The organism is Mycobacterium sp. G7A2 (assembly GCF_041902445.1).
Lineage (GTDB): Bacteria > Actinomycetota > Actinomycetes > Mycobacteriales > Mycobacteriaceae > Mycobacterium.
The window spans coordinates 3,420,819-3,446,448 of sequence record NZ_CP169251.1 but is presented as its reverse complement, the minus strand read 5'-3'; the positions used below and the strand labels follow the sequence as shown (position 1 = coordinate 3,446,448).

24 protein-coding genes are annotated in these 25,630 nt (G+C 68.3%); 16 read left to right on the top strand and 8 right to left on the bottom strand.

The features are described 5' to 3' along the window. The first annotated feature begins 32 nt into the window (after positions 1-32). Positions 33-194: a hypothetical protein gene (locus ACEWX3_RS16380; RefSeq protein ID WP_170311204.1), complete on the top strand. Its 162-nt coding sequence runs from the start codon at positions 33-35 to the stop codon at positions 192-194. Here the strand turns inward: ACEWX3_RS16380 and ACEWX3_RS16375 are convergent. Together ACEWX3_RS16375 and ACEWX3_RS16370 are read right to left on the bottom strand one after the other, a co-directional pair. Then, positions 161-1,759, bottom strand: a complete 1,599-nt coding sequence (locus ACEWX3_RS16375; protein WP_207066591.1) for an MFS transporter — start codon at positions 1,757-1,759, stop codon at positions 161-163. The genes ACEWX3_RS16380 and ACEWX3_RS16375 overlap by 34 nt on opposite strands. Next, entirely contained in the window at positions 1,759-2,460 is a 702-nt protein-coding gene (locus tag ACEWX3_RS16370; protein WP_374157088.1) for an LppX_LprAFG lipoprotein, read from the bottom strand. The genes ACEWX3_RS16375 and ACEWX3_RS16370 overlap by 1 nt, the downstream gene beginning before the upstream one ends. A 71-nt stretch (positions 2,461-2,531) precedes the next feature. Here ACEWX3_RS16370 and ACEWX3_RS16365 point away from each other — a divergent pair, with 71 nt between their 5' ends. The 14 genes from ACEWX3_RS16365 (at position 2,532) to ppc (ending at position 18,052) form a co-directional block, all read left to right on the top strand. Beyond that, on the top strand, positions 2,532-3,155 hold the full coding sequence (locus tag ACEWX3_RS16365) for a riboflavin synthase (RefSeq protein ID WP_374157087.1): 624 nt from the start codon (positions 2,532-2,534) through the stop codon (positions 3,153-3,155). 235 nt (positions 3,156-3,390) lie between these two features. Continuing rightward, the gene (locus ACEWX3_RS16360) at positions 3,391-4,674 is read left to right on the top strand and encodes a bifunctional 3,4-dihydroxy-2-butanone-4-phosphate synthase/GTP cyclohydrolase II (protein ID WP_152517030.1); all 1,284 of its coding nucleotides are present in this window, start codon (positions 3,391-3,393) and stop codon (positions 4,672-4,674) included. Beyond that, a complete protein-coding gene (gene ribH / locus ACEWX3_RS16355) occupies positions 4,671-5,153 on the top strand; it encodes a 6,7-dimethyl-8-ribityllumazine synthase (RefSeq protein ID WP_374157086.1) in 483 nt (160 codons plus the stop codon). Before ACEWX3_RS16360 ends, ribH begins: the two co-directional genes overlap by 4 nt. Further along, positions 5,150-5,620 (top strand): PH domain-containing protein, encoded by a 471-nt coding sequence (locus tag ACEWX3_RS16350; RefSeq protein ID WP_374157085.1) that lies wholly within the window; start codon positions 5,150-5,152, stop codon positions 5,618-5,620. Before ribH ends, ACEWX3_RS16350 begins: the two co-directional genes overlap by 4 nt. A gap of 36 nt (positions 5,621-5,656) precedes the next feature. Beyond that, entirely contained in the window at positions 5,657-7,777 is a 2,121-nt protein-coding gene (gene uvrC / locus ACEWX3_RS16345) for an excinuclease ABC subunit UvrC (RefSeq protein ID WP_207066587.1), read from the top strand. Beyond that, a complete protein-coding gene (rapZ, locus tag ACEWX3_RS16340) occupies positions 7,774-8,721 on the top strand; it encodes an RNase adapter RapZ (RefSeq protein ID WP_221356992.1) in 948 nt (315 codons plus the stop codon). Before uvrC ends, rapZ begins: the two co-directional genes overlap by 4 nt. Positions 8,722-8,776: 55 nt before the next feature. Beyond that, positions 8,777-9,796: a uridine diphosphate-N-acetylglucosamine-binding protein YvcK gene (yvcK, locus tag ACEWX3_RS16335; RefSeq protein WP_207066586.1), complete on the top strand. Its 1,020-nt coding sequence runs from the start codon at positions 8,777-8,779 to the stop codon at positions 9,794-9,796. Then, positions 9,793-10,770, top strand: a complete 978-nt coding sequence (gene whiA / locus ACEWX3_RS16330) for a DNA-binding protein WhiA (RefSeq protein ID WP_374159877.1) — start codon at positions 9,793-9,795, stop codon at positions 10,768-10,770. The genes yvcK and whiA overlap by 4 nt, the downstream gene beginning before the upstream one ends. Before the next feature lie 151 nt (positions 10,771-10,921). Then, entirely contained in the window at positions 10,922-11,638 is a 717-nt protein-coding gene (locus tag ACEWX3_RS16325; RefSeq protein ID WP_221356991.1) for an ABC transporter substrate-binding protein, read from the top strand. Positions 11,639-11,746: 108 nt separating this feature from the next. Then, the gene (gene gap / locus ACEWX3_RS16320) at positions 11,747-12,769 is read left to right on the top strand and encodes a type I glyceraldehyde-3-phosphate dehydrogenase (protein ID WP_207066584.1); all 1,023 of its coding nucleotides are present in this window, start codon (positions 11,747-11,749) and stop codon (positions 12,767-12,769) included. Positions 12,770-12,773: 4 nt separating this feature from the next. Further along, entirely contained in the window at positions 12,774-13,988 is a 1,215-nt protein-coding gene (gene pgk, locus ACEWX3_RS16315) for a phosphoglycerate kinase (RefSeq protein WP_207066583.1), read from the top strand. A 10-nt stretch (positions 13,989-13,998) separates the two neighbouring features. Then, positions 13,999-14,784, top strand: a complete 786-nt coding sequence (gene tpiA / locus ACEWX3_RS16310) for a triose-phosphate isomerase (protein WP_374157084.1) — start codon at positions 13,999-14,001, stop codon at positions 14,782-14,784. A gap of 72 nt (positions 14,785-14,856) precedes the next feature. Further along, positions 14,857-15,090 carry a preprotein translocase subunit SecG gene (secG, locus tag ACEWX3_RS16305; protein WP_048417856.1) on the top strand — a complete coding sequence of 78 codons (234 nt, stop codon included), beginning with the start codon at positions 14,857-14,859 and terminating at the stop codon, positions 15,088-15,090. A gap of 157 nt (positions 15,091-15,247) precedes the next feature. Then, complete coding sequence (gene ppc, locus ACEWX3_RS16300) at positions 15,248-18,052, top strand: phosphoenolpyruvate carboxylase (protein ID WP_207066581.1); 2,805 nt, start codon at positions 15,248-15,250, stop codon at positions 18,050-18,052. Between the two features lie 6 nt (positions 18,053-18,058). Here the strand turns inward: ppc and ACEWX3_RS16295 are convergent, their stop codons facing one another. Further along, positions 18,059-18,433: an ATPase gene (locus ACEWX3_RS16295; RefSeq protein ID WP_207066580.1), complete on the bottom strand. Its 375-nt coding sequence runs from the start codon at positions 18,431-18,433 to the stop codon at positions 18,059-18,061. A gap of 231 nt (positions 18,434-18,664) precedes the next feature. On the opposite strand from ACEWX3_RS16295, the gene ACEWX3_RS16290 reads away from it, so the two are divergent. Next, the gene (locus ACEWX3_RS16290; RefSeq protein WP_207066579.1) at positions 18,665-18,967 is read left to right on the top strand and encodes a hypothetical protein; all 303 of its coding nucleotides are present in this window, start codon (positions 18,665-18,667) and stop codon (positions 18,965-18,967) included. Positions 18,968-19,173: 206 nt separating this feature from the next. Here the strand turns inward: ACEWX3_RS16290 and pgl are convergent, their stop codons facing one another. The 5 genes from pgl to tkt are packed head-to-tail and all read right to left on the bottom strand — an operon-like array spanning position 19,174 to position 25,630. Beyond that, entirely contained in the window at positions 19,174-19,905 is a 732-nt protein-coding gene (gene pgl / locus ACEWX3_RS16285; protein WP_374157083.1) for a 6-phosphogluconolactonase, read from the bottom strand. After that, entirely contained in the window at positions 19,902-20,813 is a 912-nt protein-coding gene (gene opcA / locus ACEWX3_RS16280) for a glucose-6-phosphate dehydrogenase assembly protein OpcA (protein WP_221356987.1), read from the bottom strand. Before opcA ends, pgl begins: the two co-directional genes overlap by 4 nt. Before the next feature lie 31 nt (positions 20,814-20,844). After that, complete coding sequence (gene zwf, locus ACEWX3_RS16275) at positions 20,845-22,326, bottom strand: glucose-6-phosphate dehydrogenase (protein ID WP_374159876.1); 1,482 nt, start codon at positions 22,324-22,326, stop codon at positions 20,845-20,847. A gap of 58 nt (positions 22,327-22,384) precedes the next feature. Beyond that, on the bottom strand, positions 22,385-23,503 hold the full coding sequence (gene tal, locus ACEWX3_RS16270) for a transaldolase (protein ID WP_207066576.1): 1,119 nt from the start codon (positions 23,501-23,503) through the stop codon (positions 22,385-22,387). 39 nt (positions 23,504-23,542) lie between these two features. Continuing rightward, on the bottom strand, positions 23,543-25,630 hold the full coding sequence (gene tkt / locus ACEWX3_RS16265) for a transketolase (RefSeq protein ID WP_374157082.1): 2,088 nt from the start codon (positions 25,628-25,630) through the stop codon (positions 23,543-23,545).

Here is a 25,630-nt window from a genome sequence, read left to right as displayed (position 1 = left end):
CGCTGAGAAAGCACGAGAAAAGGACATCGAGCATGACTGCTCTGCAGGGCTGGATCCACCACAATCCGGTCGATCCCCGACATCTGAAAGCCGCAATCTGGGGTGTCTGGCGGGATCTGACCAGCGAGAAACCCACCGAACTCACCGAACGCGACGAGCCTCAGCTGATGGGCCGAGGGCTCGAACGCTGCTGATCGGCGCCTGATTCGCCGGGTTCCTCGGCATGTTCGCGCCGGGCGGCGATCAACAATCCCAGCACCGCGCCCACGACACAGACCACCGCGGTGATCGTGAAGATCTCCGAATACTGCATGACGTACGCCTCGCGGACGCGTGCCGCCTCGGCGGCCAGGCGCTGCGCCAGCGTGTTGGCGTTCGGGTCGGCGGGAATGCTCGCCAGGTGCTGGTTGAAGCGGTACAGACCCCACGCCGACAGCGCCGCGATGCCGATCAGCATGCCGATCATGCGCGCCACCACCACTGCTGCCGAGGCGATGCCATGCTGGGCGGTGGGCACCACGCGCAGCGTCGCTGACGTCAGCGGCCCGATCACCAGGCCCAGGCCCAATCCGGCGATCGCCAGGTCGGTGTCGAGCACGGGCAGGCTGACAAAGCCCAGGTCGTGGCGGGCGGCGAGCAGGTCGACCGGCCACCGGGAGATCAGCACGTAGCCGCCGGCGGCGATCAGCAGTCCGACGAACGCGACGATGCGGTCACCGATCCTGGTGGCCAGCCAGCCGCCCAACAGGGCGCCGATGGGCAGGGCGATCAGGAAACGCAACAACAGGAACGCCGCCTGGTTCTGGTCCTGACCCAGCACGCCCTGACCGAACAATTCGACGTTGACCAGCGTCACCATCAACGCGGCGCCGGCGGCCAGCGAGGCACCCAGGGCAGCCAGGAACGGGCGGAAGTGCACGCCGGCCGGATCGAGCAGCCGGGTGCGGGCGAACTTCTCCCAGACGAAGAACGCCACCATCGCCACCGCCGCGGCGATCAGCACCGGCGGGCCCCAGCTGGGCAGCACCTGCCTGCCGTCCGGGGCCGGGTTGTACAGCCCGACCACCGCCAGGCCCAGCGCCACCGCCAGCAGCAGCCCGCCCACCACGTCGACCTTCTGCGGATCGTCGGTCTCGGCGCGCGCCGGCAGGCTGAAGTGGATCATCACCATCGCCAGGGCCGCGAGCGGCACGTTGACCCAGAACACCGACTGCCAGTGCCCGAACAGCCACACCAGGGTGATGCCGTAGACCGGGCCCAGCACGCTGCCGAGTTCCTGGGCCGCGCCGACGCCGCCGAGCACGGCGGCGCGGTTGCGCGCGGCCCACAGATCGGCCGCGAGCGCCAACGTCACCGGCAGCAGCGCGCCGCTGGCCGTGCCCTGGATGATGCGGCCGAGCACCAGCACCGTCAGGTCGGTGGACATCGCGGTGATCACCGAGCCCAACGCGAACCCCGCCAGGCTGACCTGGATGAGCATCTTGCGGCCGAACCGGTCCGAGGCCCGGCCCAGCAGCGGCATCGCCGCGATGTAGCCGAGCAGGTAGCCCGTGATGATGGGGGTGACCCGCTGGATCTGATTGATGCCGATCCCGACGTCGGACATGATGTCGGTCATGATCGTCACGACGACGTAGGTGTCGAGCGCGCCGAGCACCACCGCGAGGCTGCCCGCACTGATCGCGATGCGGCGGTTGGTCGGGGTGGAGGGGGTCGTCGGTCGCGGCGCACCCGTCTCCGTCACCGGGGAGCGGTGCATCAGACAGCCGGTTTGTCGACGGTCACCGGTTCACCCCAGTCCGACAGCGTCATCGTCACGCTGTTGCCCGGGCTGGGCTCCAGGCGCGCCTGCATCAGCTGGTGGTCACCGTCCTCGGCGACCCAGGCGGTGCCGGGGACCGGGCCGGTGGCGGCGATCTGCGGGGCGATCTTGTTGACCGCGTCGGCGCTGACCATGCCGGTGATGCGGACGGTGGTGACGCCTTCGACGGTCTCGCGGCCGTCGGACTTGGCGTCGGAGAAATTGGACAGCACGTTGGCCAGGCCGGCCTCGGGGCTCAGGATTGCCGCGACGTCGTAGATGTCGGAGGCGGGGCCGAAGTTCGACAGGCTGCCACCTGCGGTGATCGCGGCGTAGAGGTCGCCGTCGGCGACGACGAACTGCACACCTTCGAGCCGCTGGCCCAGGAAGACGATGTCGGCGGTGCCTTTGGCCGCCACCGCGGGCCGCTGGGTCAGGTCTCCCTCGAGGGACTCGACGGGCAGCTCGGCGATCTGGCCCTGCACGGCCAACTTCAGGTGCGCGCTGGTCTCACTGGCGGTCGTCTCGCTGGACTCCTGCAGCAGGGTCGCGGCGTCGGGCAGGTCTGTGGCGGAGTCGTCGGAGGAGCCGGAGCACCCCGCGACGAGGGCGACAACGGCGAAAAGGGCGGCGAGGATCGCCAACAGGCGGGTCTGCATGTCCTGCATGGTAGTAGGTGTGCGGGTGTGCGGGCGCCGCCCGCCGGTCGGCGACGTTCTACGCTGGCAACGTGTTCACCGGAATCGTCGAAGAACTTGGTGAGGTCGTCAGCAGGGAGGATCTCGGCGACTCCGCCCGGCTGGTCATCCGCGGTCCGGTCGTCACATCGGATGCCGGACACGGCGATTCGATCGCGGTCAACGGGGTGTGCCTGACCGTGGTGGACGTACTCGCCGACGGCTCGTTCTCCGCCGATGTGATGGCCGAGACCCTGCAGCGATCGAGTTTGCGGGGGGCGGTGTCGGGCGCACGGGTCAACCTGGAGCGCGCCGCGGCGATCAGCAGCAGGCTGGGCGGTCACATCGTGCAAGGTCACGTCGACGGAACCGGCGCCATCGTGTCCCGCACCCCGTCGGAGCACTGGACCGTGGTGCGCGTCTCCCTGCCGGCGGCGTTGTCGCGGTACGTGGTCGAGAAGGGCTCGATCACGGTCGACGGCGTCTCCCTGACGGTGTCGGGCCTGGGCCCGGACTGGTTTGAGATTTCGCTGATCCCCACCACGCTGGACCTGACGACGCTGGGCCGCGCCGAGGTCGGGGCGCCGGTGAACCTGGAGGTCGACGTCATCGCCAAGTACGTCGAACGGTTGCTGGGCGCCGGCCGCGCCGAGCCGGGCGCCGGCTCGGCGACCTGAGCGGGCGCCGAGGGACTTCGCCCGGTGTCGGCCGAGCCGACGAAGTCGCAGATGCCGGTGATGCCGGCAAAGTCGCGGGTGACGGGGGTCACCCTCACGTCGGTGTCCGGCGGTCGGCGATGACACCCTTCTGCGCTGCGCCGGACGGCAGGCAATAACCGGTCTCGAGGCGTGGTTCATACTGAAGGGTGTTGACAGGGTGGTTCCAGACCCCGGGACCGGCAAGGTGGTGCAGATGACGAGGCTGGATTCGGTCGAACGCGCGGTGGCCGACATCGCAGCGGGCAAGGCCGTGGTCGTCATCGACGACGAAGATCGTGAGAACGAAGGCGATCTGATCTTCGCCGCAGAGAAGGCGACCCCGGAACTGGTTGCGTTCATGGTGCGCTACACCTCCGGTTACCTGTGCGTGCCGCTGGACGGCGAGATCTGCGATCGTCTCGGCCTGCTGCCGATGTACGCGGTCAACCAGGACAAGCACGGCACCGCCTACACCGTCACGGTGGACGCGAAACTGGGTGTCGGAACCGGGATCTCGGCGTCGGACCGCGCCACGACGATGCGACTGCTCGCCGATCCGGGTGCGGTCGCCGACGACTTCACCAAACCCGGCCACGTGGTTCCGCTGCGGGCCAAGGACGGCGGGGTGCTGCGGCGCCCGGGCCACACCGAGGCCGCCGTCGACCTGGCGCGCATGGCCGGTCTGCAGCCGGCCGGCGCGATCTGCGAAATCGTCAGCCAGAAGGACGAGGGCGCGATGGCGCAGACCGACGAGCTGCGCATCTTCGCCGACGAGCATGATCTGGCGCTGATCTCGATCGCCGACCTCATCGAGTGGCGCCGCAAGCACGAAAAGCACATCGAACGGGTGGCCGAGGCCCGCATCCCCACGCGACACGGCGAATTCCGGGCCGTCGGCTACACGAGCATCTACGAAGACGTCGAGCATGTCGCCCTGGTCAAGGGCGATATCGCCGGGCCGGGGGCGGGCCCTCACGGCGACGGCCACGACGTGCTGGTGCGGGTGCACTCGGAGTGCCTGACCGGCGACGTGTTCGGCTCCCGCCGCTGCGACTGCGGCCCGCAGCTGGACGCCGCGCTGGCGATGGTGGCGCGCGAAGGCCGCGGAGTGGTGCTCTACATGCGAGGCCACGAGGGCCGCGGCATCGGGCTGATGCACAAACTGCAGGCCTATCAGTTGCAGGACGCCGGCGACGACACCGTCGACGCGAACCTGAAGCTGGGACTGCCCGCCGATGCCCGCGACTACGGCACCGGGGCGCAAATCCTGGTCGACCTCGGGGTGCGTTCGATGCGTCTGCTGACCAACAACCCGGCCAAACGCGTCGGCCTCGACGGATACGGCCTGCACATCATCGAACGCGTCCCGCTGCCGGTGCGTGCCAATGCCGAGAACATCCGCTACCTGATGACGAAACGCGACCGCATGGGCCACGACCTCGTCGGCCTGGAGGACTACGACGAGGCGGTACCCGGCGAGTTCGGCGGAGCCGTATGAGTCCAGCCGCCGGTGTCCCCGATCTGCCCGTGCTGCAGGCCGGCGACGTCACGTTGGCGATCGTCGCCAGCACCTGGCACGAGACCATCTGCGACGCGCTGCTCGAAGGAGCGCGAAGGGTCGCTGCTGAGGCGGGGATCGCCGATCCGACCGTCGTGAGGGTGCTCGGCGCCATCGAGATCCCTGTGGTCGCGCAGGCGCTGGCCGCGACCCACGACGCCGTCGTCGCGCTCGGTGTGGTGATCCGTGGGGAGACGCCGCATTTCGACTACGTCTGTGACGCGGTCACCCAGGGGTTGACGCGGGTGTCGCTGGATTCGTCGACGCCGGTGGCCAACGGTGTGCTCACCACGAACACCGAGCACCAGGCGCTCGACAGGGCGGGGCTGCCGTCCTCGGCCGAGGACAAGGGCGCGCAGGCGGCTGCGGCAGCGCTGTCGACCGCGCTGACCTTGCGCCGGCTGCGGTCGGGGACATGACCGGGGCGGACTGGGACCTCGAGGTCAAACCGCACCTGGCCCCCATCTTCGCCTACAGCGCGGCGGCCGTCGTTCTGGTCGCCCACATCGCGGTCGGGGCCCTGCTCAAGGTGGGCTCGACCGGGGTGATCTTCCGCACCTACGACCAGGTGGCGATCGCCACCGTGGGCGTCGTGATCGCGGGCTTTCTGTGCCTGTTCGCCCGGCCGCGGCTGCGTATCGGTGCCGCCGGCGTCGCAGTGCGAAACCTGTTCGGCTACCGGCTGTTTGCGTGGGACGACGTGTGCGGGGTGTCCTTTCCTGCCGGTGCGCGCTGGGCGCGGCTGGACCTGCCCGACGACGAGTACGTCCCGGTGATGGCGATCCAGACCGTGGACAAGGGGCGGGCCGTGCAGGCCATGGACCGGGTCCGCGAACTCGAGCAGCGGTATCGGCCCGATCTGGCGTCCCGTAGCGACCCGCACTGAGGCGAGCCGTCGGGGTGGGGCAGTAGCCTGGGAGCTGTGCCCGATCCATCGACGTACCGACCTGCCCCCGGGTCGATTCCCGTCGAACCCGGGGTGTACCGCTTCAAGGACGCCCACGGCCGGGTCATCTACGTCGGCAAGGCCAAGAGCCTTCGCAGTCGGCTGAACTCCTACTTCGCCGACCTGTCCGGACTCGCTCCGCGCACCCGCCAGATGGTGATGACCGCGGCCGGGGTGGAGTGGACGGTCGTCAACACCGAGGTCGAAGCCCTCCAACTCGAATACAACTGGATCAAGGAATTCGATCCGCGGTTCAACATCCGCTACCGCGACGACAAGTCCTACCCCGTGCTCGCGGTCACCCTCAACGAGGAGTACCCGCGTCTGATGGTCTACCGGGGACCGCGGCGCAAAGGGGTGCGCTACTTCGGCCCCTACTCCCATGCCTGGGCCATCCGCGAAACACTGGACCTGCTGACCCGCGTGTTCCCCGCGCGGACCTGTTCCAACGGAGTGTTCAAGCGTCACAGCCAGATTGACCGCCCCTGCCTGCTCGGATACATCGACAAGTGTTCCGCACCGTGCATCGGCCGGGTCAGCGCCGAGGAGCACCGGCGCATCGTCGGCGATTTCTGCGACTTCCTGGCCGGCAAGACCGACAAGCTGGTCCGCGAGATGGAGCAGCAGATGAACGACGCGTCGGTCAACCTCGATTTCGAGCGCGCTGCGCGGCTGCGCGACGACATCTCGGCGATGCGCCGCGCGCTGGAGAAACAGGCCGTGGTCTTCGGCGACGGCACCGACGCCGATGTCGTCGCCTTCGCCGACGACGAGCTGGAGGCCGCGGTGCAGGTCTTCCATGTCCGCGGCGGGCGGGTGCGCGGCCAACGCGGCTGGGTCGTCGAAAAGTCCGGTGAGCCCGGCGAATCCACGCTGGAGTATCTGGTCGAGCAGTTTCTCACCCAGTTCTACGGAGACCAGGCGGCACTGGGCACTGCCGCCGACGGCGGGCGAGACGAGGTCGCCAACCCGGTGCCGCGTCAGGTGCTCGTGCCGGTGCTGCCGGAGACCTCCGACGAACTCGAGACGTGGTTGTCCCAGCTGCGGGGCTCGCGGGTGACGCTGCGGGTGGCGCAGCGCGGCGACAAACGGGCGCTGGCCGAAACGGTGCACCGCAACGCCCAGGACGCCCTGACCCAGCACAAGCTCAAGCGGGCCGGTGACTTCACCGCGAGAAGTGCTGCGCTGCAGAGCATCCAGGAGGCTCTCGAGCTCGAGGACGCGCCGCTGCGCATCGAGTGCGTCGACATCAGCCATGTCCAGGGCACCGACGTCGTCGCCTCGCTGGTCGTCTTCGAAGACGGCCTGCCCAAGAAATCCGACTATCGGCATTACGCGATCAGAGAGGCGGCGGGGCACGGCCGCTCCGACGACGTCGCATCGATCGCGGAGGTGACACGGCGGCGCTTCCACCGTCACCTGCGTGACTCCGAGGACGTCGCAGAGTCGGGCGCGGACGATGGCGCTCGGGCGGACGATGGTTCTCGGGTGAGCGCTCGGGTGGATGACGGTCCCCGCGCTCGTCCGGCCCGCTTCGCTTACCCCCCCAACCTTTTCGTCGTCGACGGGGGCGCACCGCAGGTCAACGCGGCGGCGTCGGTGCTCGACGAACTGGGCGTGACCGACGTCGCGGTGGTCGGCCTGGCCAAGCGGCTCGAAGAAGTGTGGGTGCCTGGACGCGACGGCGCGCCCGCCGAGCCGGTGATCCTGCCGCGCAACAGCGACGGTCTGTACCTGCTGCAGCGGGTGCGTGACGAGGCGCATCGGTTCGCGATCAGCTACCACCGCAGCAAGCGCTCCAAACGAATGACGGCATCGGCGCTGGACTCGGTGCGGGGGCTGGGTGAGCACCGGCGCAAAGCCCTGGTCACCCACTTCGGGTCGCTGGCCCGGCTCAAGCAGGCCAGCGTCGAGGAGATCACCTCGGTGCCCGGCATCGGCGCTGCGACAGCCCACGCCGTGCTGGAGGCGCTCGGCGCCGCGCCGCCGACTGGGCCACCCGTCGAGGCGCCGGCGGCCGCGGCGCCTGATTCACCGGCCGTTTCGCAGGCGTCCGCACCCGTGATCGGCGATGATCGGAGCACAGCACCGGGATGACAGAGCAAGGTATGCACGAGGAACTGCGCGCAGACACCGGCACCGCCGCTGACGGGAGTGACCTCGGCGACGAGGTCGGAAGCGACATCGACGTGGTCCTCGTCACCGGCCTGTCCGGAGCCGGCCGGGGAACCGCGGCCAAGGTGCTCGAGGACCTCGGCTGGTATGTCGCCGACAACCTGCCGCCCGAGCTCATCGCCCGGATGGTCGACCTCGGGCTGGCCGCCGGGTCCCGCATCACCCAGCTCGCGGTGGTGATGGACGTGCGGTCCCGGGGCTTCACCGGGGACCTCGACTCGGTGCGCAACGAGCTCGCGACCCGCAACATCGCCCCCCGCGTCCTGTTCCTGGAGGCCTCCGACGACATCCTCGTCCGGCGCTACGAGCAGAACCGGCGCAGCCATCCGCTGCAGGGCAACCAGACGCTGGCCGAGGGCATCGCCGCGGAGCGGGCCATGCTCGCGCCGGTGCGCGCGGCGGCCGATCTGGTCATCGACACGTCGTCGCTTCCGGTTCCCGCGCTGCGCGAGAGCATCGAGCGCGCCTTCGGGGGCGAGACCGTCGCCCACACCAACGTCACCGTGGAGTCCTTCGGTTACAAGTACGGCCTGCCGATGGACGCCGACACCGTGATGGATGTGCGGTTCCTGCCCAATCCCCACTGGGTGGACCAGCTGCGCCCCCACAGCGGCCAGCATCCCGACGTCCGCGACTACGTCCTCGGCCAACCGGGCGCCGTCGAGTTCCTCGACTCCTACCATCAGCTGTTGGGCGTCGTCATCGACGGGTACCGCAGGGAGGGGAAGCGCTACATGACCGTGGCCATCGGCTGTACCGGCGGCAAGCACCGCAGTGTGGCGATGGCCGAGGCCCTGGCTGCCCGGTTGTCAGGCGGCGACGCGCTGACGGTGCGGGTGCTGCACCGCGATCTGGGGCGCGAATGAGCTGCTCGGTCCGTGAGGCACAGCAGGTGAGCTTCTCGGCGCGGGAGGTGGACGGGTGAGTCCTCGCATCGTCGCGCTCGGGGGCGGGCACGGGTTGTACGCGACGCTGTCCGCGGCCCGGCGGATCACCCCGCATGTCACCGCGATCGTCACCGTGGCCGATGACGGCGGGTCCTCGGGCCGGCTGCGCAGCGAGCTCGACGTCGTTCCCCCCGGTGATCTGCGAATGGCGCTGGCGGCGTTGGCCTCCGACAGCCCGCATGGCCGGTTGTGGGCGACGATCATCCAGCACCGGTTCGGCGGTAGCGGTGCGCTCGCCGGGCACCCCATCGGCAATCTCATGCTGGCCGGGTTGAGCGAGGTCCTCGCCGACCCGGTGGCCGCCCTCGATGAGCTGGGCCGCATCCTCGGCGTGAAGGGCCGGGTGCTGCCGATGTGTCCCACCGGATTGAGTATCGAAGCCGACGTGGTCGGCTTGGAGGCCGATCCGAGGGTCAGCCGCGCCATCCGCGGGCAGGTGGCCATCGCCACCACCGTGGGCAAGGTGCGGCGGGTGCGGCTGCTGCCCAGCGACCCGCCGGCCACGCGTCAGGCCATCGACGCCATCATGAACGCCGATCTCGTCGTGCTCGGTCCGGGCTCGTGGTTCACCAGTGTCATCCCCCACGTGCTGGTGCCGGAGCTCGCGGCGGCGCTGCGCTCGACGACCGCCCGGCGCGCGCTGGTGCTCAACCTGGTGGCCGAACCGGGGGAGACGGCCGGCTTCTCGGTGGAACGCCACATCCACGTGCTGTCGCAGCACGCGCCGGAATTCACCATGCACGACATCATCGTCGACAGCACCAGCGTGCCCAGCGAGCGCGAGCGCGATCAGTTGCGCCGCACGGCGCTGATTCTCGACGCCCGCGTAGAGTTTGCTGACGTTTGCAGACCTGGTACACCTTTACATGACCCGGCGAAACTGGCCGCGGCGTTGGAGGGGGTCCGAAGGCGGGGCATGGTGCCCAGGGCGGCGCCGCCTACTGTGCCCACACCGACAGTGAACGGACCGAGAGGTGACGACCCGTGGCGATGACAGCCGAGGTCAAAGACGAACTGAGCCGGCTGGTGGTCAATTCGGTGAGCGCCCGCCGCGCCGAGGTGGCGTCACTGCTGCGGTTCGCCGGCGGATTGCACATCGTCTCCGGCCGGGTCGTCGTCGAAGCCGAAGTCGACCTGGGCATCATCGCGCGCCGGCTGCGCAAGGACATCTACGACCTGTACGGGTACAACGCGGTGGTGCAGCTCATGTCGGCGACCGGAATCCGCAAGAGCACCCGCTACCTGGTGCGCGTGGTCAAGGACGGTGAGGCGCTGGCGCGTCAGACCGGGCTGCTCGATCTGCGCGGCCGCCCCGTGCGCGGACTGCCCGCCCAGGTCGTCGGCGGCAGCGTCGCCGATGCCGAAGCCGCTTGGCGGGGAGCGTTTTTGGCGCACGGCTCGCTCACCGAGCCGGGTCGGTCCTCGGCGCTGGAGGTCAGCTGCCCCGGGCCCGAGGCGGCGTTGGCCCTGGTCGGTGCTGCGCGGCGGCTCGGTGTCAGCGCCAAAGCCCGCGAGGTGCGCGGCAGTGACCGGGTGGTGGTGCGCGACGGCGAGGCCATCGGCGCACTGCTCACCCGGATGGGTGCCCAGGACACCCGACTGACCTGGGAGGAGCGGCGCATGCGCCGCGAGGTCCGCGCCACCGCCAACCGGCTGGCCAACTTCGACGACGCGAACCTGCGCCGGTCCGCGCGGGCGGCGGTCGCCGCCGCCGCCCGCGTCGAACGCGCGCTGGAGATCCTCGGCGATACCGTGCCCGATCACCTGGCCGCCGCCGGCAGCCTGCGCGTCGCGCACCGCCAAGCTTCGCTGGAGGAGCTGGGTCGCCTCGCCGATCCGCCGATGACGAAAGACGCCGTGGCAGGGCGTATCCGGCGCTTGCTCTCGATGGCCGACCGCAAGGCCAAACAGGACGGCATCCCCGACACGGAATCCGCGGTCACGCCCGACCTGCTCGAGGACGCCTAGAGATCGACGAGGTGCCCGAGCACCTTCTTGTCGATGGCCTGGAACCGGTGGTCCTCGACCCTCATGTCGCGCAGAGCCGGTTGACGAAATCGTTGGTCGCCGGTATCGCCCAATCGGTCATCTGCTGAGTATCGGGCGATACGGTGGTTCCGTGGCTGCATTGCTCGTCGGGGTCGGCTCTCCCGAGCCGCCGTTCAACGGGATGCCCGGCGGTGGACTGGACATCGACCTGATGACCGCGCTGGGGTCGGCCGTGGGCGAATCGGTGGAGTTCATCGCCGACGAGGCGAGCGCGGACTTCGGCGCCGTCCTCGAGCGACTGGCCGCCGGCGAGTACGACTGTGTGGCCGCAGCAGTGACCACCACCCCCGAACGGGAACACACGGTCGCGTTCCTCCCGCCCTACGTGATCTCCGGCCAGGGCCTGGCCGTCGACACCGTGCGGCTGCCGCAGGTCCGCTCGATCGACGATCTGAGCGGATTGACCGTCGGCGTGCAACGTGGCGACACCAGCGAAGCGATCGCCGGGCATCTCGTCGCCGAGGGCCGCGTGGCGCGCGTGCGGATCTATGACTACGGAGCCGCCGGCACCGCCGTCGCCGATCTCACCGCCGGTGGCTGCGACGCAGTGCTCGAACTTGCTCCGGTGTTGTCCCGGCTGGTCAGCCAGGTGCCCGATGTCGAAATCGTCCAGTCCGGCGGTATCTCCACCGAACAGATCGCGGTCGCGGTCAACCCTGCTGACCAAGCCCTGCTGGCGCGCCTGCAGGTGGCCCAGGCCGAGTTGGAAGAAGACGGCACACTGCAGCGGTTGCGGCGCAAATGGCTCGGCAACCCCTACGTCGACCAGAGTTTGGCGGTGAGCTAGCAGTGGTCAGGGCCAGGCCGCGCGGGGCGACACCGACACCTACTAGGCTGGCTGCCGAGCAGTTCAGGAGAACGACAGCGCAGTTCGAGCGACATTGAGGAGACACACGTGACGATCCGGGTAGGCGTGAACGGCTTCGGCCGTATCGGACGCAACTTCTTCCGCGCACTGGATGCCCAGAAGGCCGAGGGCAAGAACGCCGACATCGAGATCGTCGCGGTCAACGACCTCACCGACAACGCCTCACTGGCGCACCTGCTGAAGTTCGACTCCATCCTGGGCCGGCTGCCCTACGAGGTCAGCCTCGAAGGCGAGGACACCATCGTCGTCGGCAGCACCAAGATCAAGGCACTGGAGGTCAAGGAGGGCCCGGCTGCCCTGCCGTGGGGTGATCTCGGCGTGGACGTCGTCGTCGAATCGACCGGCATCTTCACCAAGGCCGACAAGGCCAAGGGACACCTCGACGCCGGGGCCAAGAAGGTCATCATCTCCGCACCTGCCACCGACGAGGACATCACGATCGTGCTCGGCGTCAACGACGACAAGTACGACGGCAGCCAGAACATCATCTCCAACGCTTCCTGCACCACCAACTGCCTGGGCCCGCTGGCCAAGGTGTTGCACGACGAGTTCGGCATCGTCAAAGGGCTGATGACCACGGTGCACGCCTACACCCAGGACCAGAACCTGCAGGACGGCCCGCACAAGGACCTGCGACGCGCCCGCGCCGCCGCGCTGAACATCGTGCCCACCTCCACCGGTGCCGCCAAAGCCATCGGCCTGGTGCTGCCCGACCTGAAGGGCAAGCTCGACGGTTATGCGCTGCGCGTGCCGATCCCCACCGGATCCTGCACCGACCTGACCGCGGAGCTGGCCAAGTCGGCCACCGCCGATGAGATCAACGCCGCGATGAAGGCGGCGGCCGACGGTCCGCTCAAGGGCATCCTGAAGTACTACGACGCGCCGATCGTCTCCAGCGACATCGTCACCGATCCGCACAGCTCGATCTTCGACGCCGGGCTGACCAAGGTGATCGACAACCAGGCCAAGGTGGTGTCCTGGTACGACAACGAGTGGGGCTACTCCAACCGCCTCGTCGACCTGGTCGGCCTCGTCGGCAAGTCGCTGTAGCCCGATGGCTGTCAAGACGCTCTCCGATCTTCTGGCAGAGGGTGTTTCGGGGCGCGGCATACTGGTGCGCTCCGACTTCAACGTCCCGCTGAACGACGACGGTCAGATCACCGATCCGGGCCGGATCATCGCCTCGCTGCCGACCCTGAAGGCGTTGAGTGACGCCGGCGCCAAGCTCGTCGTCACCGCGCACCTGGGCCGGCCGAAGGGCGAGCCTGATCCGAAGTACTCGCTGGCTCCGGTGGCCAGGGACCTCGGGGAGCGGTTGGGCCGCCACGTTCAGCTCGCCGGTGACGTGGTCGGCAGTGACGCGCTGGCCCGCGCCGAGGGACTGACGGACGGCGACATCCTGCTGCTGGAGAACATCCGCTTCGATCCGCGCGAAACCAGCAAGGACGACGCCGAGCGGGAATCGCTGGCCAAGGCGCTCGTCGAGCTCGTCGGCGACGACGGTGCTTTCGTCAGTGACGGCTTCGGCGTCGTGCACCGCAAGCAGGCTTCGGTGTTCGACGTCGCCAAGCTGCTGCCGCACTATGCCGGCACGCTGGTCGCGACCGAGGTCAGGGTGCTCGAGCAGCTGACCGAGTCGACGCAGCGGCCGTACGCCGTGGTACTCGGCGGGTCCAAGGTCTCCGACAAGCTCGCCGTGATCGAGAACCTGGCCACCAAGGCCGACAGCCTCATCATCGGCGGCGGTATGTGCTTCACCTTCCTTGCGGCGCAGGGTCTTTCGGTCGGTTCATCGTTGCTCGAAGAGGGCATGGTCGACACCTGCCGCAAGTTGTTGGACACCTACGCCGACGTGTTGCATCTGCCGGTGGACATCGTCGTCGCCGAGAAGTTCGCCGCCGACTCGCCACCGGAGACGGTGTCCTGCGATGCGATCCCGGACGACAAGATGGGCCTCGACATCGGCCCCGAGTCGGTGAAGCGCTTCGCCGCGCTGCTGTCCAACGCCAAGACGGTGTTCTGGAACGGTCCGATGGGCGTGTTCGAGTTCCCGGCGTTCTCGGCGGGCACCAAGGGCGTCGCCGAAGCCATCATCGCCGCGACCGGCAAGGGCGGCTTCAGCGTCGTCGGCGGCGGGGACTCCGCCGCGGCGGTACGGCAGCTGGGGTTGCCCGAGGACGGCTTCTCCCACATCTCCACCGGCGGCGGGGCGTCGCTGGAGTACCTCGAGGGCAAGACCTTGCCCGGCATCTCCGTACTCGAGTCCTGAAGGGGGCACCGTGTCGCGAAAGCCGCTGATCGCCGGCAACTGGAAGATGAACCTGAACCACTTCGAAGGCATCGCGTTGGTGCAGAAGATCGCGTTCTCGTTGCCCGACAAGTACTTCGACAAGGTCGACGTCACCGTCATCCCGCCGTTCACCGACCTGCGCAGCGTGCAGACGCTGGTCGACGGGGACAAGTTGCGGCTGACCTACGGTGCCCAGGACCTCTCCCAGCACGACTCGGGCGCCTACACCGGCGAAGTCAGCGGGGCTTTCCTGGCGAAACTGGGCTGTTCGTTCGTCGTGGTCGGCCACTCCGAGCGGCGCACCCACCACCACGAGGACGACGCGCTGGTCGCCGCGAAGGCGCTCGCCGCGTTCAGGCACGGGCTGGTGCCGATCATCTGCATCGGTGAGCATCTCGAGATCCGTGAGGCCGGCAACCACGTCGACTACAACGTCGAACAATTGCGGGGCTCGCTGGCCGGGTTGAGCGCCGAGCAGATCGGGCAGGCCGTGATCGCCTACGAGCCGGTCTGGGCGATCGGCACCGGCCGGGTGGCCAGCGCGGCCGACGCCCAGGAAGTCTGCCAGGCCATCCGGCAGGAGTTGGGCAACCTGGCATCGCCGGAGTTGGCTGCCGGCGTGCGGGTGCTCTACGGCGGCTCGGTCAACGCCAAGAACGTCGGTGAGATCGTCGGCCAGGCGGACGTGGACGGCGCGCTGGTGGGCGGTGCCTCGCTGGACGGCGAGCAGTTCGCCACGCTGTCGGCGATCGCCGCGGGCGGGCCGCTTCCTTGAGGCCGGTTCTCAGGGCCGATTTCTCAGGGTCGATTTGGGAGGGCGGACTGCCCACCCTGTAGTCTGGCCGCCATGGAATTGGCCCTGCAGATCATCCTGGTCGTGACCAGCGTGCTGGTTGTGCTCCTGGTCCTGCTGCATCGCGCCAAGGGTGGCGGTCTGTCCAGCCTGTTCGGTGGCGGTGTGCAGTCCAGCCTGTCCGGCTCCACGGTGGTCGAGAAGAACCTGGACCGGTTGACGCTGTTCGTCACCGGCATCTGGGTGGTCGCCATCATCGGGATGGCGCTACAGATCAAGTACAGCTGACCCTGCGACACCGCATGCCCGGTCCGACGTCACCGTCGTGACCGGGCATTGTGCGTCGGGGGCTGGTCACCGTCGTGACCGGGCATTGTGCATCGGGGCGGGGTCCCCGCAGGGGGCTCGTCATGCAGTCGATGGGCTCGCCCTCGATACTTGGGGGATGGCTGAGTCTCCCGATATCGCACTGGCACCGATCGGTTCTGTCCTCCGCACCCAGGTGGGACGGGAAGCGACGGAGCCGATGCGTGAGGACATCCGCCTGCTCGGCGCGATCCTGGGAGAGACCGTTCGCGACCAGAACGGTGACACCGTCTTCGACCTGGTAGAACGCGCCCGGGTGGAGTCGTTTCGGGTGCGTCGCTCCGAGATCGACCGCGCCGACATCGTCTCGCTATTCGACGGCATCGATGTTCACCAGGCCATCCCCGTCATCCGCGCCTTCACCCACTTCGCACTGCTGGCCAACGTGGCCGAGGACATCCATCGCGAGCGTCGCCGGGCAGTCCACGAGGCCGCCGGTGAACCGCCCCAGGACAGCAGCCTGGCCGCCACCTATCTCAAACTCGACACGGCGAACCTGGATCCCGACATCGTGGCCGATGCGCTGGTCGGCGCGCTGGTGTCGCCCGTCATCACCGCGCATCCCACCGAGACGCGACGACGCACCGTGTTCGACACCCAGCACCGCATCACCGAGTTGATGCGGATGCGGCTGCACGGCCTGGCCAGGACAGAGGAAGGCCGCGACATCGAGACCGAGTTGCGCCGCCACATCCTCACGCTGTGGCAGACCGCGCTGATCCGGCTGTCCCGGCTCAAGATCCAGGACGAGATCGAAACCGGCCTGCGGTATTACGCAGCAGCGTTCTTCGAGGTCATTCCACAGGTCAATGCGCAGGTGCGCGCGGCGCTGCAGGCCCGCTGGCCCGACACCGATCTGCTGGCCGAGCCGATCCTGCGCCCCGGATCGTGGATCGGCGGCGACCGGGACGGCAACCCGAACGTGACCGCCGAGGTGGTGCGGCTGGCCACCGGCCGCGCCGCATTCACCGCATTCGCGTATTACTTCGGTGAGCTCACTGCGCTCCAGCAGGAGTTGTCGATGTCGGTGCGTCTGGTGCACATCAGCGACGGGCTGGCCGCCCTCGCCGACGCCTGCCATGAGCCGGCCCGCGAGGACGAGCCCTACCGTCGGGCCCTTCGGGTCATCCATGCGCGGCTCACGGCGACGGCCCAGCAGATCCTCGACGAACAACCCGAGCACGAGCTCGACCTGGGTATGTCGCCCTACCAGACGCCGGCCGAGTTGCTGGCCGACCTCGATGTGGTCGACGACTCGCTGCGCGCCAACGGCAGCGCGGTGCTCGCCGACGATCGGTTGTGCCGGCTGCGGGAATCGGTGCGGGTATTCGGGTTTCACCTCTCCGGGCTGGACATGCGGCAGAACTCCGACGTGCACGAGGAGGTCATCGCCGAGTTGTTCGCCTGGGCGGGGGTGCACGACGACTACGCGTCGCTGAGCGAACCGGAGCGCGTCGAGCTGCTCGCCGCCGAACTGGGCACCCGGCGACCGTTGGTGCGCCCGGAGGCCGACCTGTCCGAGCTGGCGCGCAAGGAGCTGGGCATCGTCAGGGCCGCGGCACGCGCCGTGCACGTGTTCGGGCCGCAGGCGGTGCCGAACTACATCATCTCGATGTGCCAGTCGGTGTCGGACATGCTCGAACCAGCCATCCTGCTCAAGGAGGCCGGGCTGCTGGACGCCTCGGGTGATCAGCCTCACGCCGCGGTCGGGATCGTGCCGCTGTTCGAGACCATCGACGATCTGCAGCGCGGGTCGTCGATTCTGGAGGCGGCGCTGGACCTACCGTTGTACCGCGCTCTGGTCACCGCGCGGGGTGACAGCCAGGAGGTGATGCTGGGCTACTCCGACTCCAACAAGGACGGTGGCTACCTGGCGGCCAACTGGGCGCTCTACCGCGCGGAACTCGATCTCGTGGAGTCGGCCCGTAAGACCGGTATCCGGCTGCGGTTGTTCCACGGTCGCGGCGGGACGGTGGGCCGCGGCGGGGGGCCCAGTTACGACGCCATCCTGGCGCAGCCGCCCGGTGCGGTGCGGGGCTCGCTGCGGCTGACCGAGCAGGGCGAGGTGATCGCCGCCAAGTACGCCGAACCGCAGATCGCCCGCCGTAACCTGGAAACCCTGCTGGCCGCCACACTGGAGGCCACCCTGCTGGACACCGAGGGCCTGGGGCAATCGTCGGAAGAGGCCTACGCGGTGCTCGACGACCTCGCTGCCAGGGCACAGCGCGCCTACGCCGAATTGGTGCATGAGACACCGGGATTCGTCGACTACTTCAAAGCCTCGACACCGGTCAGTGAGATCGGCGCGCTGAACATCGGCAGCCGGCCCACGTCACGGAAACCGACCACCCAGATCTCGGACCTCCGCGCGATCCCGTGGGTGCTGGCCTGGAGCCAGTCGAGGGTGATGCTGCCGGGCTGGTACGGCACCGGAAGCGCCTTCGAACAGTGGATCGCCGACGGCGAGGACCCGGATGCGCGGCTGGCCGTGCTGCAGGACCTCTATCAGCGCTGGCCGTTCTTCACCACCGTGCTGTCCAACATGGCCCAGGTGCTGGCCAAGTCTGATCTCGGCCTGGCGGCCAGATATTCGGAGTTGGTCGACGACGAAGACCTTCGGCGGCGGGTGTTCGACAAGATCGCCGACGAGCACGCGCGGACGATCCGGATGCACGCGCTGATCACCGGGCAGGACGATCTGCTGGCCGACAACCCGGCGCTGGCCCGCTCGGTGTTCAACCGGTTCCCCTACCTCGAGCCGCTGAACCACCTGCAGGTGGAGTTGCTGCGCCGCTACCGCTCCGGCGACGAGGACGAGTTGGTCCAGCGAGGAATCCTGCTGACCATGAGCGGGCTGGCGACGGCGCTGCGCAACAGCGGCTGAGCGGTCTTACTGCAGTCCCGCGGTGCGTCGCACCCGGTCGATGGCGCCACGCACGACCTGCTCGGTGGCCGCGAGCGGGGAGATGACCGATTCGCCCATCTCGACGATGCGTTCGACGCGAGCGACGACCCCTTCCATCCGGTCGACGACGTCGTGCAGGCGAGGAGCCAACTCGTTGATCTGGTTGATGGTCTCGTTGAACCGCTCCAGAGTGGCGTCCAGATTGCCGGTCGAATGGTTGAGGTCCTCGAGCGTCTCGCTGAGACCCTCCAGGATGGTGTCGACCTGCTCGACGGTGACGTCGGCGTTCAGCGCCGCCTGCGCGAGTTTGCGGATCCGTTCCGGGCCGGTCCGGACCGGTCGGTCACCTCTGTCTGCCATGACGCAAGTATGACGACTCGGCACGCCGAACCGGCAGTGCCCCGGCGTCGAGACTGCAGCCACCGCGGGAAAGTGCGAGAGGGAAGCGCGGCCACCGCAGTGTGAACGGATGTGGCCGGCCGTTGTGAAGTGCATTCCTGCCAGCGGCCGGTCAATTTCTGCCAGTGGAAATCAACGGCCTGACCTGCGGGTTACACCGGGCAGAACTCAAGATCAGAAAGAGGAACCGAGATGAAGAGCATCACTGTCGCCACCGCCGCCGCTGCCGGATTGACCGCCGCCGTCCTGGGACTGGCCGCCCCCGCCGCCGCCGCCCCGAGTGGCTCCGATGCCCAGCAGACCATCAGCCAGCTCGAAGCCGACGGCAACCGCGTCATCGTCAACCGCCTGTCCGACACCCCGCTGTCGCAGGCGACCGTCGTCGCCGTCCAGCCCGGACCGGCCCTGCGCGGCACCGTGCCCAACACCGGCTACAACGACGACAACCGCCAGGACGTCGTCACCGGCCAGGTCTACTACGTCGACATCCGCTGAGCGGATAATCAGGCAGGAGTCCGCTGAGCGGATAATCAGGCAGGAGTCCGCTGAGCGGATGATCAGGCAGGAGTCCGCTGACCGGATGATCAGGCAGAAGTCCGCTGACCGGAGCTCCGCACACCGTTGAGACTGCAGCCACGGCGACGAAGTTCGAGTGACGTCCGCCGCCAGCGCAGTCTCAACGGGGAGAGCGCCTTGGAGAGTCAGAGCTTGGCGGCGGCGGCTTCGTCGAGCAGCCAGACCGTCGCCTCGGTGCCGACCGCCCCGGCGGCCGGCACCTCCGTCGGTTCGGCGCCGTTGACGGCAGCGGCCACTGCGTCGGACTTCCCCTCGCCGGAGACCACCAGCCACACCTGCCGGGAGCGCCGAACCGCGGGCAGGGTCAACGTGATCCGGCGCGGCGGTGGCTTGGGGGAGTCGGTGACGCCGACCACCATCCGCTCGGTCTCGCGCACCGCCGCAGAGTCGGGGAACAACGAGTTGACGTGGCCCTCACCGCCCATGCCGAGCAGATGAATGTCGAATTCGGTGGCGGGGTCGACGAACGTCTCGGCGAGCAGCTGCTCGTACCCACCGGCGGCCGCGTCGAGGTCGTCGCCGAACTCGCCGTCGGAGGCAGCCATCGAATGCACGTTGACCGGTGGGATGTCGATGTGGTCGAGCAGCGCCTCGCGGGCCTGCTTGTCGTTGCGCTCGTCGTCGTCGGAGGGTACGAAACGTTCGTCACCCCAATAGATGTGCACCTTCGCCCAGTCGATCTCGCCGGCGCGTTCGCGCACCCGTTCGAGCAGCCCTATCCCGGTGCCGCCGCCGGTCAGCACGATCGAGGCTGAACCGTGCTCCTCGATCGTCGAGGCGATGGCCGACACCAGCCGGCCGCCTGCGGCAGCGACCAGCGCCGTGCTGTCGGAGTAGGTTTCGATGGTCGGTTTCATTGATAGGACACCTTGTCGATTCCGGTCAGCGCCTCGCGATAGATCTCGTCGGCATCGAGCCGACGCATCTCCTCGGCGAGGCATTCAGGGACATCTCTTCTTGCCAGTGGAACCAGCGCCACGGGCCGCGACGTGCGGCTCAGCGTCGCCGTAACACCCTCCTGCGGTCGGCTGAGCGTCACGGTGTCGTGATCCCGGTGCAGCTCCACTTTGAGCGTGCCGACCGACCGGGTCACCGTGCCGTCGATGCGGCTGGCCAGCCAGCCGGCCAGCATGTCCAGCGCGGGCTCGGACTTCAGTCCCGACACCACTGCTGAACGGATCGGCTCATGCGGCGGCTCGTCGATGGCCGAGGCCAGCAGCGCGCGCCAGTAGGTGATGCGACTCCACGCCAGGTCGGTGTCGCCGGGGTGATAGCCGGGCAGGCGACTCTTGATCGCGGCCAGCGGATCGGGGGCGTCGGTCGCGTTGGTGATCCGCCGGATCGCCAACCTGCCCAACGGATCCTCGGCCGGCACCTGCGGCGCGGTGTCAGGCCACCACGCCACCACCGGGGTGTCGGGCAGCAGGAACGGCAGAACGACTGCCGAGGGATGCGCGGACAGTTCGCCGTGCAGACGCAGCACCACGACCTCACCCGCTCCGGCGTCACGGCCGACTCGCAGCTCGGCGTCGAGCCGCGAGTCAGCGGCGTCGCCGTCACCGGCCAGTGCTGCGATCACCCGGCAGGGGTGCTCACGACTGGCGAACGTGGCGGCGTCGATTGCGCTCTGCAGCGTCTCCTCGCTGTCGGGGGCGATGACGAGGGTCAGCACCCGGCCCAGCGTCAGCGCGCCGCCCTCTTCACGAAGCCCGGTGATCTTCTTGTTGATCTCGGCAGTGGTGGTGTCGGGAAGTTCGACGATCATCGGGGCCCCCGGTTCCTCGCGCAAGCGCTCGTCACGGCCGCCTCCATTCCCGGTCCAGCCGATGCACCATCTCGAATGCCGACGGCGGGCCCCACGTACCCGACTCGTAGGGCTCCGGACGCCCTTGCCCGGCCCACGCGTCCAACACCGGATCGAGGATCTTCCACGACAATTCGACCTCGGCGTTGACTGGGAACAACGACGGCTCGCCGAGCAGGACATCGAGGATCAACCGCTCATAGGCTTCCGGGGAGTCCTCGGCGAACGCCGAGCCGTAGGAGAAGTCCATGTTCACATCTCGGACCTCCATCGCGCTGCCGGGCACCTTGGAGCCGAACCGCATCGTGATGCCTTCGTCCGGCTGGATCCGCAGCACCAGTGCGTTCTTGCCGAGCTCCTCGGTCATCGTGGAGTCGAACGGCAGATGCGGGGCGCGCTTGAACACCAACGCCACCTCGGTGACACGACGCGGCAGTCGTTTTCCGGTGCGCAGGAAGAAGGGCACCCCCGCCCAGCGCCGGGTGTCCACCTCGAGGGTGATCGCGGCGAACGTCTCGGTCGTGGACTCGGGGGAGAAGCCGCCCTCGTCGAGCAGGCCCGGCACCTTCTCGTTGCCCTGCCAGCCCGCCGAATACTGGCCGCGCGCCGAGGTCAGATTCAACGGCTGAAGTGGCCGGGTCGCCGAGAGCACCTTGATCTTCTCGGCCTGCAGCTCGTGCGGACCGAAGCTGACGGGTTCCTCCATCGCCGTCAGCGCCAGCAGCTGGATGAGGTGGTTCTGGATGACGTCGCGCGCAGCGCCGATCCCGTCGTAGTAGCCGGCCCGGCCGCCCAGGCCGATGTCCTCGGCCATCGTGATCTGGACATGGTCGACGTAGTGGGCGTTCCAGATCGGCTCGTAGAGCTCGTTGGCGAACCGCAGCGCCAGGATGTTCTGCACCGTCTCCTTGCCGAGATAGTGGTCGATACGGAACACCGACTCCTCGGGAAAGACGCTGTTGACCACCGCGTTGAGCTCGCGGGCGCTGGCCAGATCGTGCCCGAACGGCTTCTCGATCACGACCCGGCTCCACCGGTCGTCCTGCGGGCGGGCCAAGCCCGACTTCTGCAGCTGTTCACACACGACGGGGAACGCCTTGGGCGGGATGGACAGGTAGAAAGCGTGATTCCCGCCGGTGCCGCGTTCGGCGTCGAGCTTGTTCAGCGTTTCGGCGAGCCGCTCGAAGGCCGCGTCGTCGTCGAACGTGCCCTGCACGAAGCGGAAACCTTCGGCCAGCCGGTCCCACACCTCTTGACGAAACGGGGTGCGCGCGTGCTGCTGGACGGCCTCGTAGACCACCTGGCCGAAGTCCTCGTCGGCCCAGTCTCGGCGTGCGAAACCCACCAGGGCGAACGACGGCGGCAGCAAGCCCCGGTTGGCGAGGTCATAGATTGCCGGCATCAACTTCTTGCGTGCCAGGTCACCGGTCACGCCGAAGATCACCACGCCGCACGGGCCGGCGATGCGGGGCATGCGCTTGTCGCGCTTGTCCCGTAGCGGGTTGTGCCATGCAGTCGTCACGGCCGGGAGGTCACTTCCCGGCGGCGTCGAGTTGTCCCTTGGTGGCGTCGAGCAGCTCCAGCCAGGACTTCTCGAATTTCTCGACACCTTCGTCTTCGAGCACCTTGAACACATCGGGCAGGTCGATGCCGATGTCGGCGAGCTTGTCGAAGACCTCCTGGGCCTCCGCGGCGCGGCCGGTCACCGTGTCACCGGTGACCACGCCGTGGTCGGCGACGGCGTCGATTGTCTTCTCCGGCATGGTGTTCACCGTGTTGGGTGCCACGAGCTCGGTCACGTAGAGCGTGTCGGAGTAGTCCGGGTTCTTGACACCGGTCGACGCCCACAGCGGACGCTGCACCCGGGCGCCGGAGGACTGCAGCGCCGAGAAGCGGTCGCCGCCGAGGAACACCTCTTCGTAGGCGGCGTAGGCCAGTCGGGCGTTGGCCACGGCAGCCTTGCCGCGCAGCGCCATTGCTTCCTCGGAGCCGATGCTCTCGAGGCGCTTGTCGATCTCGGTGTCCACGCGGGAGACGAAGAACGAGGCGACCGAGTGGATGCGGGACAGATCGTGGCCGGCTTCCTTGGCCTTCTCGAGGCCGGCCAGGTAGGCGTCCATCACCATGCGGTGTCGTTCGACCGAGAAGATCAGTGTCACGTTCACCGAGATGCCCTCGGCGAGCACCGCGGTGATCGCCGGAATGCCGGCCATCGTGGCCGGGATCTTGATGAGCAGGTTGGGGCGGTCGACGGTCTTCCACAGATCGATGGCCTGCAGGATCGTCTTGTCGGTGTCGTGCGCCATCCGCGGATCCACCTCGATGGACACCCGGCCGTCCACCCCGTCGGACTGCTCGTACTGCTTGGCCAGCACGTCACAGGCGTTGCGGACGTCGTCGGTGGTGACGGTGCGGATGGTGGCCTCGACGTCGGCGCCGCGCGCGGCCAACTCGTTGATCTGCTCGTCGTAGGCGTCGCCGGAGGACAACGCGGACTGGAAGATCGACGGGTTGGTGGTCACGCCGACCACCGACTTGGTGTCGATCAGCTCTTGCAGGTTGCCGGTCTGTAGCCGGTCTCGGGACAGGTCGTCGAGCCACACGGATACGCCCGCAGCGGACAGTGCGGCCAGATTCTGGTTCTGGGTCATGGTCGGATCCTCGGTCTCTCGTTGTGTCTGGTTGGCCGTCTAGTTGGCCATCGTGCGTTCCGCGGCGGCCACCACAGCCTCTGGGGTGAAGCCGAATTCACGGAACAGCGTCTTGTCGTCGGCGGACTCGCCGTAATGCTCGATGGACACGATCTCGCCGCAGTCGCCGACGAGCTTGTACCAGCTCTGGGCGATGCCGGCCTCGACCGCCACCCGCGCCGACACGGTGGGCGGCAGCACGCTGTCGCGGTATTCCTGCGGCTGCGATTCGAACCATTCGATGCAGGGCATCGACACCACGGCGGCGGTGATGTTCTTGTCCGCCAGCATCTTCTTGGCCTCGACCGCGATCTGCAGTTCGGAGCCGGTCGCGATGAGGATGACGTCGGCCTGGGCTGTGTCGCCGCCCAGTACGTAACCTCCGCGGGAGACGCCTTCGGAGTCGGTGCCCTCCAGGACCGGGATTCCCTGACGGGTCAGGATGAAACCGACCGGGCCGCTGCCGTTGCCCCGGGCGATGATGCTGCGCCAGGCGTAGGCGGTCTCGTTCGGATCGCCCGGCCGGACCACCGACAGGTTGGGAATGGCCCGCAGCGCCGCCAGGTGCTCGATCGGCTGATGGGTGGGGCCGTCCTCGCCGAGGCCGATGGAGTCGTGGGTCCAGACGTAGATGGTGTCGATGTCCATCAGCGAGGCCAGTCGGACCGACGGCCGCATGTAGTCGGAGAACTGCAGGAACGTGCCGCCGAACGCGCGGGTCGGCCCGTGCAGCACGATCCCGGACAGGATCGCACCCATCGCGTGCTCACGCACCCCGAAGTGCAGCACCCGGCCGTACCAGTCGGCTGTGAAGTCGTCGGTGGAAATCGAGGGTGGCCCAAAGGATTTGACCCCGTCGATGGTGGTGTTGTTGCTGCCGGCCAGGTCGGCGGAACCGCCCCACAGCTCGGGAAGTTTGGGGGCGACGTCGTTGAGCACCTCACCGAAGGCCTTGCGGGTGGCCATCGCCTTGGAGCCCGGCTCCCAGTAGCTGATGTCGGCGTCCCAGCCGTCGGGCAGCTCCTGGGCCAGCAACCGGTCCAGCAGCTTCTTGCGCTCGGGTTCGCGCTCGGCCCACGCGTCGAATGTCGACTGCCACTTCTGGTGTGCCTCGCGGCCGCGGTCGACGAGTTTGCGGGTGTGGCCGATGACCTCGTCGCTGACCTCGAAGGTCTGGTCGGGATCGAACCCGAGCACCTTCTTCGTGGCGGCGACCTCGTCCTCGCCGAGCGCGGAGCCGTGCACGCCGCCGGTGTTCATCTTGTTGGGTGCGGGATAGCCGATGATCGTGCGCAGCGCGATGAACGACGGCTTGTCGGTGACCTTCTTGGCCTCGGCGATCGCCTGCTCGATCGCGACGACGTTCTCGCCCCCCTCGATCTCCTGCACGTGCCACCCGTAGGCCCGGTAGCGTGCCGCGACGTCCTCGGACAGTGCGATGTTGGTGTCGTGCTCGATGGAGATCTGGTTCTTGTCGTAGAACACGATCAGATTGCCGAGCTGTTGGGTGCCCGCAAGTGAGGACGCCTCGCTGGTGACCCCCTCCTCGATGTCGCCGTCGGAGGCGATCACGTAGATGTAGTGATCGAACGGGCTCTCACCCCACGGCGTGTCAGGGTCGAACAGGCCGCGCTCGTAACGTGAGGCCATCGCCATGCCCACGGACGAGGCCAGCCCCTGCCCGAGCGGGCCGGTGGTGATCTCCACACCTCGGGTGTGGCGGAACTCGGGATGGCCGGGGGTCTTGGACTTGAACGTCCGCAGTGCCTGGATGTCGGACAGCTCCAGGCCGAAGCCACCGAGATAGAGCTGGATGTAGAGGGTGAGGCTGGAGTGACCGCAGGACAGCACGAACCGGTCCCGACCCAGCCAGCTGGTGTCGCTGGGGTCGTGGTTCATCTGCCGCTGGAACAGCGTGTAGGCCAGTGGCGCCAGGCTCATCGCAGTGCCGGGGTGTCCGCTGCCGACCTTCTGGACCGCGTCGGCGGCCAGCACCCGCACGGTGTCGACGGCCCGGGTGTCCACCTCCGTCCAGTCGTCCGGGTGGTTCGGCCGGGTGAGGGCGTTGATCTCTTCGAGCGTGGTCAC

What these genes read in the sequence shown, in the direction of transcription:
- ACEWX3_RS16380 (WP_170311204.1), top strand. Translation starts at nt 33, where the DNA reads ATGACTGCTCTGCAGGGCTGGATCCACCACAATCCGGTCGATCCCCGA.
- ACEWX3_RS16375 (WP_207066591.1), bottom strand. Translation starts at nt 1,759, where the DNA reads ATGCACCGCTCCCCGGTGACGGAGACGGGTGCGCCGCGACCGACGACC.
- ACEWX3_RS16370 (WP_374157088.1), bottom strand. Translation starts at nt 2,460, where the DNA reads ATGCAGACCCGCCTGTTGGCGATCCTCGCCGCCCTTTTCGCCGTTGTC.
- ACEWX3_RS16360 (WP_152517030.1), top strand. Translation starts at nt 3,391, where the DNA reads ATGACGAGGCTGGATTCGGTCGAACGCGCGGTGGCCGACATCGCAGCG.
- ribH (WP_374157086.1), top strand. Translation starts at nt 4,671, where the DNA reads ATGAGTCCAGCCGCCGGTGTCCCCGATCTGCCCGTGCTGCAGGCCGGC.
- ACEWX3_RS16350 (WP_374157085.1), top strand. Translation starts at nt 5,150, where the DNA reads ATGACCGGGGCGGACTGGGACCTCGAGGTCAAACCGCACCTGGCCCCC.
- rapZ (WP_221356992.1), top strand. Translation starts at nt 7,774, where the DNA reads ATGACAGAGCAAGGTATGCACGAGGAACTGCGCGCAGACACCGGCACC.
- whiA (WP_374159877.1), top strand. Translation starts at nt 9,793, where the DNA reads ATGACAGCCGAGGTCAAAGACGAACTGAGCCGGCTGGTGGTCAATTCG.
- pgk (WP_207066583.1), top strand. Translation starts at nt 12,774, where the DNA reads ATGGCTGTCAAGACGCTCTCCGATCTTCTGGCAGAGGGTGTTTCGGGG.
- secG (WP_048417856.1), top strand. Translation starts at nt 14,857, where the DNA reads ATGGAATTGGCCCTGCAGATCATCCTGGTCGTGACCAGCGTGCTGGTT.
- ppc (WP_207066581.1), top strand. Translation starts at nt 15,248, where the DNA reads ATGGCTGAGTCTCCCGATATCGCACTGGCACCGATCGGTTCTGTCCTC.
- ACEWX3_RS16295 (WP_207066580.1), bottom strand. Translation starts at nt 18,433, where the DNA reads ATGGCAGACAGAGGTGACCGACCGGTCCGGACCGGCCCGGAACGGATC.
- ACEWX3_RS16290 (WP_207066579.1), top strand. Translation starts at nt 18,665, where the DNA reads ATGAAGAGCATCACTGTCGCCACCGCCGCCGCTGCCGGATTGACCGCC.
- pgl (WP_374157083.1), bottom strand. Translation starts at nt 19,905, where the DNA reads ATGAAACCGACCATCGAAACCTACTCCGACAGCACGGCGCTGGTCGCT.
- opcA (WP_221356987.1), bottom strand. Translation starts at nt 20,813, where the DNA reads ATGATCGTCGAACTTCCCGACACCACCACTGCCGAGATCAACAAGAAG.
- zwf (WP_374159876.1), bottom strand. Translation starts at nt 22,326, where the DNA reads ATGCCCCGCATCGCCGGCCCGTGCGGCGTGGTGATCTTCGGCGTGACC.
- tal (WP_207066576.1), bottom strand. Translation starts at nt 23,503, where the DNA reads ATGACCCAGAACCAGAATCTGGCCGCACTGTCCGCTGCGGGCGTATCC.